9 protein-coding genes, 1 tRNA gene and 1 pseudogene are annotated in these 12,359 nt (G+C 34.0%); 2 read left to right on the forward strand and 9 right to left on the reverse strand.

Annotated elements, in window-relative coordinates; genetic code table 11:
- Positions 1 to 10: 10 nt before the first annotated feature.
- The 6 genes and pseudogenes from wTpre_RS00005 to rpmE all read right to left on the reverse strand — a co-directional run.
- A pseudogene (locus wTpre_RS00005) lies at positions 11 to 478 on the reverse strand (ankyrin repeat domain-containing protein); the annotation flags it as partial.
- A gap of 688 nt (positions 479 to 1,166) precedes the next feature.
- Positions 1,167 to 2,054 (reverse strand): aspartate carbamoyltransferase catalytic subunit, encoded by an 888-nt coding sequence (locus tag wTpre_RS00010; RefSeq protein ID WP_068651070.1) that lies wholly within the window; start codon positions 2,052 to 2,054, stop codon positions 1,167 to 1,169.
- An 80-nt stretch (positions 2,055 to 2,134) separates the two neighbouring features.
- A complete protein-coding gene (locus wTpre_RS00015; RefSeq protein WP_068651071.1) occupies positions 2,135 to 3,151 on the reverse strand; it encodes an extracellular solute-binding protein in 1,017 nt (338 codons plus the stop codon).
- Between the two features lie 123 nt (positions 3,152 to 3,274).
- The gene (locus wTpre_RS00020; RefSeq protein WP_083495745.1) at positions 3,275 to 4,540 is read right to left on the reverse strand and encodes a hypothetical protein; all 1,266 of its coding nucleotides are present in this window, start codon (positions 4,538 to 4,540) and stop codon (positions 3,275 to 3,277) included.
- 83 nt (positions 4,541 to 4,623) lie between these two features.
- Complete coding sequence (locus tag wTpre_RS00025) at positions 4,624 to 5,409, reverse strand: NAD kinase (protein ID WP_068651072.1); 786 nt, start codon at positions 5,407 to 5,409, stop codon at positions 4,624 to 4,626.
- Between the two features lie 21 nt (positions 5,410 to 5,430).
- Positions 5,431 to 5,643, reverse strand: coding sequence for a 50S ribosomal protein L31 (gene rpmE / locus wTpre_RS00030; protein WP_068651074.1), 213 nt, complete (start codon positions 5,641 to 5,643; stop codon positions 5,431 to 5,433).
- 125 nt (positions 5,644 to 5,768) lie between these two features.
- Between rpmE and fabD the strand changes: the two genes are divergently transcribed.
- Complete coding sequence (fabD, locus tag wTpre_RS00035; protein ID WP_179945527.1) at positions 5,769 to 6,734, forward strand: ACP S-malonyltransferase; 966 nt, start codon at positions 5,769 to 5,771, stop codon at positions 6,732 to 6,734.
- Positions 6,735 to 6,996: 262 nt separating this feature from the next.
- On the opposite strand, the gene gpmI is transcribed toward fabD, so the two are convergent.
- Entirely contained in the window at positions 6,997 to 8,493 is a 1,497-nt protein-coding gene (gene gpmI, locus wTpre_RS00040) for a 2,3-bisphosphoglycerate-independent phosphoglycerate mutase (RefSeq protein WP_068651078.1), read from the reverse strand.
- Positions 8,494 to 8,808: 315 nt separating this feature from the next.
- On the opposite strand from gpmI, the gene wTpre_RS05890 reads away from it, so the two are divergent.
- Positions 8,809 to 9,114 carry a hypothetical protein gene (locus wTpre_RS05890; protein WP_245609429.1) on the forward strand — a complete coding sequence of 102 codons (306 nt, stop codon included), beginning with the start codon at positions 8,809 to 8,811 and terminating at the stop codon, positions 9,112 to 9,114.
- A gap of 163 nt (positions 9,115 to 9,277) precedes the next feature.
- Here wTpre_RS05890 and wTpre_RS00050 read toward each other — a convergent pair.
- Together wTpre_RS00050 and alaS are read right to left on the reverse strand one after the other, a co-directional pair.
- Positions 9,278 to 9,349: transfer RNA gene (locus tag wTpre_RS00050), tRNA-Asn, on the reverse strand.
- Positions 9,350 to 9,560: 211 nt separating this feature from the next.
- Positions 9,561 to 12,134 carry an alanine--tRNA ligase gene (gene alaS, locus wTpre_RS00055; RefSeq protein ID WP_068651080.1) on the reverse strand — a complete coding sequence of 858 codons (2,574 nt, stop codon included), beginning with the start codon at positions 12,132 to 12,134 and terminating at the stop codon, positions 9,561 to 9,563.
- Between the last annotated feature and the right edge of the window lie 225 nt (positions 12,135 to 12,359).

Genomic DNA, 12,359 nt, shown 5'->3' on the forward strand with positions numbered 1-12,359 from the left:
TTTTCTTCTCTTCAGGTTCTTTTTTTTCTTCTGATAAAGGACTTGTTAGAGCTTTGGTATCTTTTATATTATTCCCCTCTTCAGGCTGTAGGTTTGTTTGATTATTGTGACTGATTTTCTTCTCTTCAGGTTCTTTTTTTTCTTCTGATAAAGGACTTGTTAGAGCTTTGGTATCTTTTATATTATTCCCTTCTTCAGGCTGTAGGTTTGTTTGTATATTTTCATTACTTGAAGGTACTTCTTCATTGATTACATTTTGGGTTGTGCTTTCTTTTGGCTCGCTGGAAGGTATTTCGACTACATTTGTTGAGTCTGTGCTTTCTTTTAGTTCGCTCAGAAGCGGAGAAGTTTTTTCAGCATCAGTATTGCTTTTCGATACGTCTTCTTGATTTATATTTTCTTCAGACTGCTCTACAGCAAACAAGTTGGATGATAAAAATATAGCAACTAATAGTATGAAATATAAAGTGTTCTTCATAGATATTGCAGTCATAGGCTTAATTAGAATGATACTATAATCAAATGATTAATCTACAGTAAAAAATGCCTTAAGGTTTTATTTATAAAAATAATTTGTATTACCTTTTCTATACGAGTAGAATTTTGCAAAGACTTAATATCAAAATTTTTCCCATTTATTTAGGTTTTACCTTGAATTTTCATTGGAGTAGCTGACACTGTTTTTTTCTCGATTCCAGCGTCACGCGCTGGAACGATACCTTCATAATGTTATTCCATTTCTCTTTTTACCCCAGTACTTGATACTGGGATCCAGAGGACTGACCAGATAATAAGAACTGTTCACGCGCTGGAATGATAAAGGAGGAAGTGCTGGTTTGAAATTAAATTTTCTGGACTTTAGTGTCACGCATTGACCCTATAGTTTTCTTTTCTCGTCTACCTGATTCTATCACTCTCCTGAACGGATATAAATTACTTGACACAATTTGGTAGTTTGATTATCGCTAGTGAAGAAGAGGGTATTTTAGAGCTCGAAATTCACCTTATTCAATTCTGCAGACTTTTCAACTAATCTCTTAATAAGAGAATATAGTACAGTCTACTTCAGTACATACTTAATTTCTGTCATCAGGTGTGTTATACTTTTCTAAATCGTTTTTTATAGGAGGATCATTATGTCTAAAATTCCTTAAAATTAATTAAGGTTAAACATTAATTAAATAGTGCAGTACTGCCTTACGCGTTGCTAATCCAAACTTTACTTGCTGTAAAATAACACAATCTGCTACATCATTGCTAATCTCAATACCTCTGTTTATTGGTCCTGGGTGCATAACAATTGCATCGGGCTTTGCATGCGATAGTTTTTGTTCATCAAGTCCATACAAATAAAAATATTCTTTTTCTGAAGAATTATTATTCATGCGCTCTTTCTGCAACCTCAAGAGCATAATTACATCAGCATCCTTTATACCTTCAGTTAACGAATAGTGAAGTGAATCTACTTCAGAAAAATGCTTACACATTAAAGCTGGTGGTGCAACTAATCTTATTTTTGCTCCAAACATTTTTAGCAATCTTATATTTGATCTTGCAACTCTACTGTGCAAAATATCTCCACATATCACGATTTTGAGGTTTTTTATTTGCTTTTTATAATTGATAATTACAAGATAATCTGCAAGAGCTTGAGTTGGATGTTCACTACTTCCATCGCCTGCATTGATTGACGAGCAGTTAACATACTTTGCCAGTGTATTAATGATACCACTACTTCTATGCCTGATTATCATATAGTCAGGATTCATTGCATTTAGTGTTTTTATCATATCTTTTAGATCTTCCCCTTTGTTAATAGAAGAAGATTTTATTGGTAAAGTTATAACATTTGCTCCAAGGTTTTTTGCTGCTATTTCAAAAGATGCGAGCGTACGCGTTGAATCTTCAAAGAATAGGTTTATGACTATTTTATTTTTTAGAATATGACTATTTTTAACTTTTTCTTCAAGGTATTGGTTGGCCAATTTAGTTATATTTTCTATATCACCGATTGTGAGGTCTGAGATATTTAATAAATTTCTTCTCTTGTCCATAGCTCTCTTTTTGAGCTTATTCTACTTTCTTAATTTCAATTATACAACTGTAAAGTAAAGTAGAAGGAAGCTATGAAATTTTATTTCCACTTACATTCATCTGCTATCATAACAGCCTCAAAGAGGTGCTTTTCAAGTTCACTTATAGGTAGATCATTTTGTGGATAATTCCCCCAAGATTTTAATACATCAGAAGTTTCAATACCTTCAACAATAGGATATTCTTGATTTTTTTTAGCATATAGCTCTTGAGCCTGTTTGCTTACAAAAAACTCCAATAAAGATATTGCATTTTCTCTATGTTTTGCGTTTTTTGTTACTGCTGCACCACTAATATTCACCATTGTACCATCAATCGGGAAGAAAGCTCCTAACTTTTCTGTAATATTCTTTTTATTTTCTGATGAAAGGATTCTTGCAAAGTAGTAGCTATTTACTATTGCAACATTGCCTTCACCAGCGGCTACAGCATAAATTTGATCTGTGTCACCACCGCTTGGTTTTCTTGCCATATTGCTTACAATTCCACTCACCCATTCTTTTGTTTTTTCAAAACCATTTTTTGCAATCATAAAAGCGATCAACGATCGGTTATATGGACTTGTGGAAGAGCGTACTAATATTTTCCCCTTCCATTTTTCATTCGCCAAATCTTCATAGGTGCTTAATTCCTTGGGATCTACTAATTCTTTATTATAAACCAATATTCTAGCTCTTTTTGTTAGACCGAACCAATAATCTTCATTATCTCTAAATTTTGCAGGTATGGCATTTTTTAGAGTCTCTGAATCCACTCGAGATAAGAGCCCTCTTTTTTTCGCTAAAATCAAATTCACCGCATCTGCAGTTAAAAACAAATCAGCTTCACCGCCATTTTCCATACGTGAAAGCAATTGGGAATAATCGTCAATGATATAACGTACCTTGATGCCAGTGGTTTTTGTAAAATCATCAAACAAACTATGTACTAATTCTTCTTTGCGTGATGAATAAACGTTTACTACTTGTGAATCATCAATTACGCTATTTTTATATAAAAAATTAACGGCTATCAATATAGCCGCTACTAAAGGTATAAATATTAAACCTTTTTTCATAAACAAATTCCTTTATCGTCATCATCTCAAGCTATCAAAATAGCAAAGTCTTAGCAAGTGTAAATCTTCAAAACGTTGCAGTTATAGTACTGGAATAGCGATAAAAAGAAGTACGAGACAGATTTAATTAATAATATAAGTAATATCTGGATGGCCACATCGTTCAGCAACTACTTGTAACAATTTTGAACCAATCTCTTCTTCACTCTTTTTGACAGTTCTAATAGCTGTTTCATTGGGGTTTTCACTACTAGCATCTTTTGTATCTAATAACAAGTAATCTTTAAAATTAGTTTTGCTCCAATGATGAATTGTGCAAGCTAAAGTGAAAAGCAGTAGAGTGCCTGAAATTGCAACGTTTGGCAAGTAAATAGTAGGATTTGTGTATGAACTTACTATATTGCTCAAACCACCTGTTGAATAAAGTGCTAAAGGGAAGGTTATGTTTCCAGTAATAAGAACTGTTCCTAAGATAGGAAGCCATATTCTATCATTGATTAATGAATTTACTTTACTTTTGTAATAGATTGGCTGGCCTGTAAATTCTACGATGTTCGGATTACTTTTTGCTTTTTCTGGAAGAGAGTGAAACGTAAAGTAAACACGATTACCGTTGCTATATTTTAATACCAAAGATTTGATGCATTTCTCATCTTTCTTTAATGTACCTAATATCTCATCTAAAACTTCTTGAGTATCTCTTTTTGTGATCTTGTGCTCCTTAGTACGTACTGCTTGCATAAATTCCCATATAATTCCAAAGACTAAACAAGACGCTAATACCCCGACAAATATAGTAACAGGATTTATGCTGCCGATGAATCCAATGAATTCTCTTTCATTCACAGCTAAAATGGTTGACGTAATACAACATGCCGCAATAAGACCTACGAAAGGCATTGTAACTTTCTTCTTTTGCATCGTATACTTTACTTTCTGTAAAAATCTGTTTGTCTTCTTATTATCTCCAAGCAAAGATTTTTCAGAGCCATCTGTTGGATATGGTGGTGGAGGAGTTATATGTGCCTTTATTGATTTTTCTAAAGTTTCTGATGTTTTGCCAATATTACAAGGTTCGCTATATACTACCTCTTGAGAAGATGATTTGCTTATGTTCGTATTACCTGCTTCACTATCTAAACTCTTTCTCGAAGTTTTTTTACTTCTATCTATGTATGCATAAAGAGGTTCTGGACTTTTCGCATTCGGTGCTTTTTGCTCTTCTTCATAAGAATCTGATTCGCTAGCCGAACTTGTACGTTGTAAAATTTCATTTTTACGATTTGTTTTTGGTACTTTTATTATGCGTTCTGGTTCTGGTAGACTTGTTTTTTCTCTTTCATCTTTTTTAGTTATTCTGACGCTTCGTACGTTTTCTGATCCAGGCATATTCGCTCCAAAGTTAATTACAATGTTATGTTGATTACGCTATAGTTATTAAGATATAGTAAATACTTATTTAAGAATAAATATTAGTATAAGAACTGCTGATCAAAGATCCTTTCATTTAAAGGGAAATCTTTGTCAAAAAGTAGGGTGACTGTATTTTCATGATCTTTCTGTATTTTTACCTGCGATATGTCGTGAAATTCCTTGTAATCTGATACTACAAGTGCTGGACGATTTTTTACATCATTGATATCAATTTGCACTATTGTATCATTTGAGATTAGCGCTCCATTCCAATGCCTTGGGTGGTAACTATTTATGGAAGTAAGTGCAAATAAATTTGAATTAAGTGGTAATACTGGCCCACCGGCAGAGAAGTTATATGCAGTACTACCTGTTGGGGTAGACAATATAATTCCATCTCCTCTAAATTTTTCTACTTTTAGCTTATCATTAATGGTAATATTCATTTCCACTATTTGATTTGCTTTTCTAAAGACATACACTTCATTTACTGCTATGTAATGGTATTTTTTGCCACTTATGTCTGTGGCTTCCATTTTTAGTAAAGTTAGCTGAGTAGGGACTGAACGTTCTATATGATCAATTGGATCTTTAAAACACTTATTCATTAAAAAACCGACGTTGCCGGTATTTATTCCATACACATGTTTATCTTTATTTCCTATGACGTAGCCGTGCAGGGTGCGTAGCATAAAACCATCTCCGCCAACAACTATCAGCAGATCAACTTCATGCTTACCTGCTTCTGCTATATTGATAAAATTGAGTTTCTTTAGTAGTTCAGATACTTCCTGAGTCTTGGGTAACGAAGAAGCAATATAGCCTACATTTTTATATTTATACATGTTAAACAAAGAGGGGGGGAACTAAAAAAGACTCCCGTATTTATCATTAAACTTAGCTATTTTACTATCCTTCTCCCCTGAACCACTTGTTAAACTTCCAGTCCATGCAGGATGAGTAAGAGGATCTCTATCAAGCTTTATTTTTTGACCTTCTTTTCCATAAGTGGAATAAGTTTCAAACTCTTGACCATCTGTCATAACTATAGTAACTTTGTGATAATCGATTTCTGCCATTGTTCTTACAAGTTTCTTACCATCTAAGATTCTAGTGAATATGGTTCATTTGGTCAATCATTATTGTGAAATATTGACAAAAAATAAATAAAGTAGTATTCTCAATGAAGAACGAAAAATTTTTTATGGTTTTTGCTTTTCCTGGTCAGGGCTCTCAATTTGTAGGAATGGGAAAGAGCTTATATGATGAATTTTCAGTTGCAAGGCAAGTGTTTAATGAAGTAGATGACGTATTGGGTAGAAAGCTGTCTCATTTGATTTTCAATGGTCCTATTGAGAAATTAACCATCACGGAAAACGCTCAGCCAGCTATAATGGCAGTATCAATTGCAATGCTACGTGTTATGGAGTATGTGCTTGGTAAATCTCTTCACAATGTTCAGTATGTTTGTGGGCACTCAGTTGGCGAGTATACAGCTCTATGTGCTGCAGGAGCATTGACGCTTGAGTCTGCAGTCAAGTTGCTAAAAGTTCGTAGCGAATCAATGCATGAAGCTTCACTAAAATGCAAAGGTGGAATGTTTGCTCTACTTGGAGCAGAAATAAGTGAAGTAGAAGGTATATTAAAATCAGCTCAAATTGATTGTGAAATTGCAAACGATAATGGTGGTAGGCAGGTAGTGGTGAGTGGCACTGCAGAGGCTCTTGAGATCTTACCTGATTTATTCAAAAACTCAAGTGTCAAGAAAATGATAAAATTACAAGTTAGTGGGCCTTTTCATTCATCTTTTATGAAACCTGCTGATGAAAAACTTCTGGAATTTTTAAAAAGCATCAACATAACTCGCCCTTCGATCCCTTTTGTATCAAACGTTACAGCTAAGGAAGAAAGTGATCCAGAGATCATAAGAGCTTTGCTCGCTAAGCAAGTTGTAAGTAGAGTAAGATGGAGAGAGATGGTTTTATATACGACAAGCCATGGCATTAATAGGTTTGTTGAAGTTGGCCCTAACAAAGTTTTATCTAATCTAGTTAAAAGAATTGACCAATCTATTAGTGTGAAAAATATAGATAGTATTGGTGATATTAATAACTTCTTTGATGAGTCATTAGTACTAACAGCGAAAAATTTAAAAGTTGGGTTAAGTTAAAGCATATCTATTTAATATCATTCAAGTAGCTAACACTAGTTCCTTTATGATGGTGTAATCCCAGTGCCAAGTACTGGCATCCAGTCCTTTTATACAAAAAAGGTTGTAAAGTGTTTACCAACTTAATGACCAATATGGATCCCGGTGCTTGGTACTGCGATTACACTGAAGGGGCTACTGAAATAATGCCGGGACTACTTTGAGTGACACCTTTACGATGTTTCAAACTACAACAGCTGTGCATAGAGAGTAATGCGAAAAATTATACAATCAACGCACTACCTGTCATTTCATTTGGCTTTTTGAGTCTAAGTAGCTGTAAAATAGTAGGAGCAATATCAGATAATTTTCCATCTCTTAGTTTTAAATTGTCACAAGATATAATAAATGGCACTTTATTTAAAGTGTGAGCTGTGTGAGGTATATTATTTTCTTCATCGAACATACATTCCACATTACCATGGTCTGCTGTAATAATGAGTGCGGTGTTACCAACTTCTTCAGCAGCACTCAACACTTTTGCAAGGCAATCGTCTACAGCAAGTACTGCTTTCTCAGCTGCTTTTATATCACCTGTGTGTCCTATCATATCAGGATTAGCATAGTTTACGACTATCAGCGCAAATTCTTGAGAATGAATTTTTTTTACAAGTTCTTCTGTGAGCTCAAAGGCTGACATTTTAGGCTGCAAATCATAAGTTTTAACTTTTGGTGAAGGAATTAGTATTCTTTCTTCACCAGAAAAAGGTTCTTCTCTTCCACAATTAAAAAAGAAAGTCACATGCGCATATTTCTCAGTTTCTGCAATGCGCAGTTGCCGTAATTTATTGTCTTCTATTATCTGTCCCAAAGTGTTGGTAAAAGATTCAGGAGGAAAGAGATAAGGGATTTTTAAGTCCGCTTTATATTGCATAATACTTAGAATTGAAGAGAATTTTGCCACTTCAGTATATCCTACTTTACCAAGACAAATACTTGCCAATTGTATCATTCGATCAGCACGAAAGTTAGCCAATAGCAATCCATCTTCTGGTTTTATACCTTGATAATCGCCTATTACTGCGGGCCTGATAAATTCATCTGTTATATTATTTTGATAATTTTCATCAATAAGCGATACTACATCCTCATAACGAGGAGCCTTTGCAAATGCGATGGCTTCATAAGCTTCAATTGTTCTTTCCCACCTACTATCACGGTCCATAGCATAATAACGTCCAGAGACAGTGGCAATTTTTATATCATTGTCTTTTATACTCTCTGTAAATTCTTGAACGCATCCTTTCCCTGAATTTGGAAATGTGTCTCTGCCATCTAAAAATGCGTGTATTACAACTTTAATTCCGCGCTGTGATATTTTTTTTGCTAAAGATGAAATGTGCTTTTGATGAGAATGAACACCGCCATCTGATATCAATCCCATTATATGGCATATGCAATTCTTACTTTTTAGATCATTAATCAAATTCTGTAGATTTGCATTATTTTCTATCGTTTCGATTTCTTGATTGATACGCTGAAGGCTTTGCATTACCACTCTACCACTGCCAATATTCATATGTCCAACTTCTGAATTGCCTATTTGACCATCTGGTAATCCAACATCAGTGCCACAGGCAGATAGACTACATTTTGGATAATTAGAGCTAATATATTGCCAGCAAGGGAGATTTGCATTGCTAATAGCGTTGTATTTACTATTTTCTATTCCATTACCCCAGCCATCTAATATACATAAAACGACTGATTTAAAGTTCATATAAAAATTGATATCGAAAACTCCTAATGATACCAAAAATAAACTCTTCTCACAACTTTTGTGTTAAAGTAGGAGATAAAAAAAGCTGTTTAGAGGCAATAGTATATGAGTTTTTTCATAAAATATTTTATTAAAGTGATTGACAGTTGCTGAAGTGTTTACTAAAACACTTGAATAGCTTTAATAGTGAGGTCAAACGAGTTATAGCCAATATATAAAGGATAATACTTTATCAATATCAGGTCCTGTAGTTAATGTTGATAGATTAGTAAACTTTTTAAAAAGCAATACAAAGATTACAAGACTTATTTTACGATGTTCAAAAAATTAATTATGAGGTTATATAAAGAATTAGCTCAGCTTTCTCATCTTACTTTACTTGATCTAAGTTGCGGTTATGTTGGTACAGAAGGTGCAAAGATTTTAGCAAGCGGGAATCTTATAAATCTTATTAGATTTAAAGTATATGATAACAGCATTAATTACATAGGTTCACAGACTTTGGCGAGTGGAAGTTTGGTGCGTCTTACTTCAATTATTTTAATTATTGTTATATTAATAGCACGTTCCCTAAAAATATCCTGCCTTCACTGCAAAGTAGGTGTAATAAAAGAAAAATAGGGGAAGAATCAGGTGGTAAGCTGAGTGAGGTACAGGCATCTTTGCATTTTGAAAGTAAAGGTTTTAAAGCCATATAACTCCACAGTTTTGTCTGTTTAACAGACAGAGAAAAGTTAGTGAATTCTGGGCTAAAAATGAAATGTACAGATCGTATAAAACAATGCTCCCCGGGCCGGATTCGAACCAGCGACCAATTGGTTAACAGCCAACTGCTCTACCACTGAGCTACCGAGGAATAAACTGTTTTTAACTTATCATATTGAACGTAGATTGTAAATGATTTTTATGTAGACTTTAAACCTAGATATCATTCCAGAGCATGAAGCTGTAATCCAGTTCTTATTACCTGATATGCTCATTTGACAGTTAAGTCTTCTCTACCCCTATTTGCATAATATCTTGACGATTCCGTTCACGGTTAAAAGATACCAAGGTAGTAGGGTGTATTAGTTTTTGCAAGCTGTTATTTTGCTATGGATTGCTGTAATAGCATCATCTATTTTATTGTTATCATAGCCTGTTTGGGCAAGTTCGGCATTTCCACCGCAATCCCTTCTAGTTACAGTAGATACTAGCTCTTTTGCATTGATCTTATTAGTTAAATCTTTACTTACTTTGACAATCAAAACTGCTTTATCTTTTTCTGTTACCATGAAGGCTATTATAGTTTTCGGTTTTTGTTGCTGTAGAGCAAATTCCCTTATTATCCTCCCTGGAACGTTATTGAAAGCGTGGCTTACGAAATTTATTCCATTTATTTCGGTGCTTTTTACAGTTTCTACACTGATAAGCTTTTTATAAAGATTTTTTATTTTGACTTCAGATTCTTTGCGCTCCTGGCTTAAAATACTGAGTCGACTTATTATTTCATTTACTGGTGCTTTTACGCATTCTGCAACTTTTTTTAAGCTAATTTCGTTATTGCGTACATAATTAATTGCTTCTTGACCGGTTAAAGCTTCAATTCTTCTCACTCGAGATGCAACGGAACATTCTGCTGCTATCTTAAACAAACCAATTTCTCCGGTACGCTCTACGTGTGTACCACCACATAGTTCTTTTGAATCTCCAATCTTTACAACCCTAACATTATCACCATATTTTTCACCAAATAAGGCTATCGCTCCTTCGTCTATTGCCTCATCCATACCTTGAGCTTTTGTGGACGTAGAAAGATTTTCTCTGATTAGAGAGTTTACTGTATCTTCTACTAAAGACAGCTGATCCTGAGTGACTGGCTTATTGTGACTAAAGTCAAATCTTAGTCTATTTGGTGCGACTAGAGAACCTTTTTGAGTAACGTGATCACCTAAGATTTTTCTGAGTGCAAAGTGTAGAAGATGTGTAGCTGAATGATTTCTTCTTAAGTCTTGTCTTCTTTTTTTGTTAATACTAGCTGTAACTGTGTTACCTTTACAAATTGAGCCTACGCACCTGTGCAAATACAAGTCATTAATCTTGTTGGTATTTTCGACTGTTACCATACTTCCATCAGACTGTATAAGATTTCCAACATCTCCCACTTGTCCACCTGACTCTCCATAAAAAGGTGTTTTATCAAGTATAATAGTTATCTTTTCTCCTTCTTTTGCAGAATCAATTACTTCATTTTTAGAGGAAATTATTGCTAGTACTGTTGCATCTTTTACTTCATCATGTTCATAACCAACAAATTCTGTTTTGCCAAACTGATCGATTAAATTAAACCATACTTGTTCAACAGACTTTTCACCAGATCCAGTCCAATTAGCACGTGCTCTTTCTTTTTGCTCTTTCATTGCATTATCAAAACCTTTTTGGTCAAAATTTATTTTCCTTTCTTTCAAAATATCAAGTGTGATATCCAAAGGAAATCCATAAGTGTCATATAGTTTGAATGCTGATTCTCCAGATAGAGTGTCACCTGATTTTAAATCTGCAGTGAATTTGTCCAAGAGATTAATGCCTTTCATTAAAGTGTCTTTAAAGTTTTCTTCCTCTGATTTTAACGTTGTTTCTATTAAGCTTTTCGCTCTGATTAGCTCTGGATAAGCATCTCCCATATAAGCCAAACTTTTGCCATCTATGAGTGCAGGAAAAACAAGGTTCAATAGAGAATCATTATATCCAAATAGGTGGATATAACGTACTGCTCTCCTGATCAATCTGCGTAGTACATAATTTCTTCCTTCATTTCCAGGAAGTACTCCTTCTGCGATGAGAAATGCAGCTGCACGAAGGTGATCTGCGATAATCTTATGAGCTACTTTATTTTCCGTATTTCCACAGTACTCTTGTGATTTACCTACCAGAGCAGAAAATAGGTCAATATCATAGTTATCATGAACGTTTTGCATAACAGCTACTATTCTTTCAAGACCCATTCCGGTATCGATGCATTTTTTTGGTAATTTTTGTAAATCACCTTCTTCATCTTTATTAAATTCCATGAACACCAGGTTCCAAATTTCAACAATTCTGTCGTCTTCATGCAAATCAGGATTTGCATGATCGTAAAAGATCTCAGAACATGGTCCACATGGACCAGTATTGCCCATGCTCCAAAAGTTATCATCTGTTGTAATTCTTATGATTTTATTATCTGAAAATCCACTTATCTTACGCCAAATTTCATATGCTTCATCATCAGTGTGGTAAACAGTTATGGATAGTCTGTTTTTATCAAGAGACAATTCTTCAGTAATAAATTTCCACGCAAATTCTATCGCAGTTTCTTTAAAGTAATCACCAAAGCTAAAATTTCCTAGCATTTCAAAAAATGTGTGATGCCGAGATGTATAGCCAACATTTTCAAGATCATTGTGTTTACCACCTGCTCTGAGACACTTTTGACTTGAGACTGCACGTTTCATTTCAGTTTTTTGCGTGCCGGTAAAGATGTTTTTGAACTGTACCATACCAGCATTTGTAAACATGAGTGTTGGATCATGCTCTGGAATTAAAGGAGAAGAAGGGACTTGCTCATGATTATTATTTACAAAAAATTTTATAAATCTTTCTCTAATTTCGTTTAGCTTCATCGTTTTTACTGAGGTTATCTATGCATAATAAGTTGTAATAGAAGTAAAATCAATTTATCAATCTGAATACTAATATATACATTACTTAGTATAATAAAAGTAACTTTTATATAAAAATATTAATAAAAAGATATAGGTTTAAGTATTTTATCCACTAACATAGAGAAGTATTTGTTAATTCAAATAATACTTTTGTTAATTAATTTAAGAAGTGTGAAATGCCAA

Source organism: Wolbachia endosymbiont of Trichogramma pretiosum (assembly GCF_001439985.1).
Lineage (GTDB): Bacteria > Pseudomonadota > Alphaproteobacteria > Rickettsiales > Anaplasmataceae > Wolbachia.

Excerpts from the sequence above, each read along its gene's own strand:
- wTpre_RS00015 (WP_068651071.1), bottom strand. The coding sequence starts at position 3,151 with ATGAAAAAAGGTTTAATATTTATACCTTTAGTAGCGGCTATATTGATA.
- wTpre_RS05890 (WP_245609429.1), top strand. The coding sequence starts at position 8,809 with ATGTTCAAAAAATTAATTATGAGGTTATATAAAGAATTAGCTCAGCTT.
- gpmI (WP_068651078.1), bottom strand. The coding sequence starts at position 8,493 with ATGAACTTTAAATCAGTCGTTTTATGTATATTAGATGGCTGGGGTAAT.
- fabD (WP_179945527.1), top strand. The coding sequence starts at position 5,769 with ATGGTTTTTGCTTTTCCTGGTCAGGGCTCTCAATTTGTAGGAATGGGA.
- alaS (WP_068651080.1), bottom strand. The coding sequence starts at position 12,134 with ATGAAGCTAAACGAAATTAGAGAAAGATTTATAAAATTTTTTGTAAAT.
- wTpre_RS00020 (WP_083495745.1), bottom strand. The coding sequence starts at position 4,540 with ATGCCTGGATCAGAAAACGTACGAAGCGTCAGAATAACTAAAAAAGAT.
- rpmE (WP_068651074.1), bottom strand. The coding sequence starts at position 5,643 with ATGGCAGAAATCGATTATCACAAAGTTACTATAGTTATGACAGATGGT.
- wTpre_RS00010 (WP_068651070.1), bottom strand. The coding sequence starts at position 2,054 with ATGGACAAGAGAAGAAATTTATTAAATATCTCAGACCTCACAATCGGT.
- wTpre_RS00025 (WP_068651072.1), bottom strand. The coding sequence starts at position 5,409 with ATGTATAAATATAAAAATGTAGGCTATATTGCTTCTTCGTTACCCAAG.